This window comes from Microvirga sp. KLBC 81 (assembly GCF_003075415.1).
Lineage (GTDB): Bacteria > Pseudomonadota > Alphaproteobacteria > Rhizobiales > Beijerinckiaceae > Microvirga.
This window is the reverse complement of the sequence record NZ_QDAH01000202.1, coordinates 1-2,503: the sequence shown is the minus strand read 5'-3', so window position 1 is coordinate 2,503 and position 2,503 is coordinate 1. Positions and strand designations below refer to the sequence as shown.

Annotated in this window: 1 protein-coding gene and 2 pseudogenes; 2 read left to right on the top strand and 1 reads right to left on the bottom strand. The window is 62.4% G+C overall.

Annotated features, from left to right (window positions below; genetic code table 11):
• Positions 1-368 (top strand): annotated as a pseudogene (locus DC522_RS33110) (hypothetical protein); the annotation flags it as partial.
• Complete coding sequence (locus DC522_RS33105) at positions 365-1,531, top strand: cobyrinate a,c-diamide synthase (RefSeq protein ID WP_116532642.1); 1,167 nt, start codon at positions 365-367, stop codon at positions 1,529-1,531. The pseudogene DC522_RS33110 and the gene DC522_RS33105, both read left to right, overlap by 4 nt.
• An 18-nt stretch (positions 1,532-1,549) precedes the next feature.
• On the opposite strand, the pseudogene DC522_RS33100 reads toward DC522_RS33105, so the two are convergent.
• Positions 1,550-2,431 (bottom strand): annotated as a pseudogene (locus DC522_RS33100) (IS3 family transposase); the annotation flags it as partial.
• Positions 2,432-2,503 lie beyond the last annotated feature (72 nt).

Here is a 2,503-nt window from a genome sequence, read left to right as displayed (position 1 = left end):
AGCATCGACCCGTGAGCCAGGAGACCTGCCGTCATCGTGCAACCCAAATGCCGCCGGAGGGGTGGCCAAGAGGTATCCATGTCGACCCTGATCAAGCGATCGTTCTCTACATGGCCGTCTCAAGCATTTCGTTGATCGTCAGCGCCCTGATGGAGGGTGGACACGCCGGCGACACACCGACGCTCACTGTCCATGAGGCCACGACATCCCGGGAAAGCGTGGTGGAGGCAACGCTCGAAAGTCTGCCAGGTCTTGCTGAGAAAGGCATGATCCGCTCTCCCGCGATTATCGTCATTGGGGCAATCGCGACCTTCCGTTCGGCCATCGTCAACCATCTGCTGGAATTCGGCAGCGAGGCTGCTCAGTGACTCAGGCTTCGGGCATTCTCATCGCAGCCCCCCGCTCCGGATCGGGCAAGACGACAATCACGCTGGGGCTTCAAAGAGCGCTGGCGCGGCGTGGCCTGCGCGTACGTGGGATGAAATGCGGTCCGGACTACATCGATCCGGCTTTCCATGCAGAAGCCACAGGCGCGGCGAGCTACAACCTTGACAGCTTTGCCATGAGCACGCCCCTGCTGAAGGCTCTTGCCGCCGAGGCTGCATTCAATGCGGAATTCATTATCGCTGAAGGGTCGATGGGCCTCTTCGATGGGGTGCGCCAGGAGATCGGTCGCACCGGAGCCAGCGCCGACATCGCGGCCCTGTTCGGCTGGCCGGTAGTTCTTGTGCTCGATGTCTCCGGGCACGCGCAATCCGCCGCAGCGGTCGCGCTCGGCTGCGCCCGTCTCGATCAGAGGATCACAGTTGCCGGCGTGGTGCTGAACAGGGTCGCGAGCGAGCGTCACCGCAGACTCGTGGAGGACGGCATGGCGCGCATCGGCATGCCCGTGCTTGGCGCGCTCATGCGAACCGACACGCTGTCCCTGCCCGAGCGCCATCTCGGCCTCGTGCAGGCTGGCGAGACCGATGAACTCGATCAGCGGCTGGAACATCTGGCCGATGCGGTGGAAAACGCAATCGACATCGACCGGCTCATCGCGCTGAGCCGCCCTACCCTCATCGACAGGGACGCCGCCGTACGGGCCCTGCCGCCGCCCGGACAGCGCATCGCGCTTGCATCGGATCAGGCCTTCTCCTTCATCTATCCTCATGTGCTCGCAGGCTGGCGAGCGGCGGGAGCGGAGATCGTGACCTTCTCCCCGCTTGCGGACGAGCCTCCACCGCCGGACTGTGGTACATGCTGGCTGCCGGGAGGCTATCCGGAGCTTCATGCAGGCCGCATCGCCGGCGCGCACCGCTTTCTTCAAGGTCTTCGCACCTTCTCCACACATCGTCCGGTCCATGGTGAGTGCGGAGGATACATGGTCCTGGGCAAGACGCTTGAGGACGGGAGCGGCCAAGTGCATCCTATGGCGGGACTGCTGCCGGTCGAGACGAGCTACGCGAGGCCCAAGATGCATCTCGGCTATCGGGTCGCGCATCTGCTCCACAATGGGGTGCTGGGACCGGCAGGAATTGCTTCGGTTTAGTGGAGAGCGGTTTGGTCGCTATTCGGCCATCTTCTCGAACTGAACCGGACTGATGTAGTCGAGGGTCGAATGACGTCGGATAGGGTTGTAGAAGCCGTCGATGTAACGGCCGATCGCCGCCTTGGCCTCGGCTCTCGTCTGGAAGACGGTGCGCCAGACGAGCTCGGATTTCAAGCTCTTGAAGAAGGTCTCGACCACCGCATTATCAAAGCAATTACCTTTCCCGGACATTGAGATCCGGATGCCGTGCTTCCTCAACTCGGCTTGGTAGGCTGTCGCGCAGTATTGGCTGCCGCGGTCCGCATGATGGATCAACCCCTTTCCAGGTCGTCGGATTGCCAGAGCCTTGCGCAACGCCTCCAACGCGAGTTCCTGGTGCAACCGATCGCTGACCGCCCAGCCGACCACCCGCCGGGCGAACAGATCCAGGATCACGGCCAGATACAGCCAGCCCTCGTTTGTCCATACGTACGAAATATCTGCGGCCCATTTCTGGTTCGGGCGCTCGGCCGAGAAGTCCTGCTCGAGGAGATTGGGAGCAACCGGGAAGGCATGATGGCTGTCGGTGGTGCGCTTGAACCGGCGCTTCTGCCGGGCGTTAAGGCCATTCTCGCGCATCAGCCGGGCGGTGCGGCGTCGACCAACCTCCAAGCCCTCGTCCTGCAGCTCGCGGGTCACGCGGGGACTGCCGTAGGTCCCGTTGGAACGCGCAAAGGCTGAGCGGATATGGGCCAGCAGCACCAGGTCCTCGCGCTGGCGAGGACTGGCCGGACGAGATCGCCAGGCAAAGTAGCCGCTTTGGCTGACACCAAGAACCTGGCATAGGCGCGAGACGGGGAAGCTCTCTTTCGCCGCATCGATGAACCGGAACTTCATCGACTTCCCTCCTTGGCGAAAAAATCTATGGACCGGCCGTGCGTTGCAAGAGGGCTGCTTTAGATTGGATGAGAGACGGTTTGCATCAATCTATCC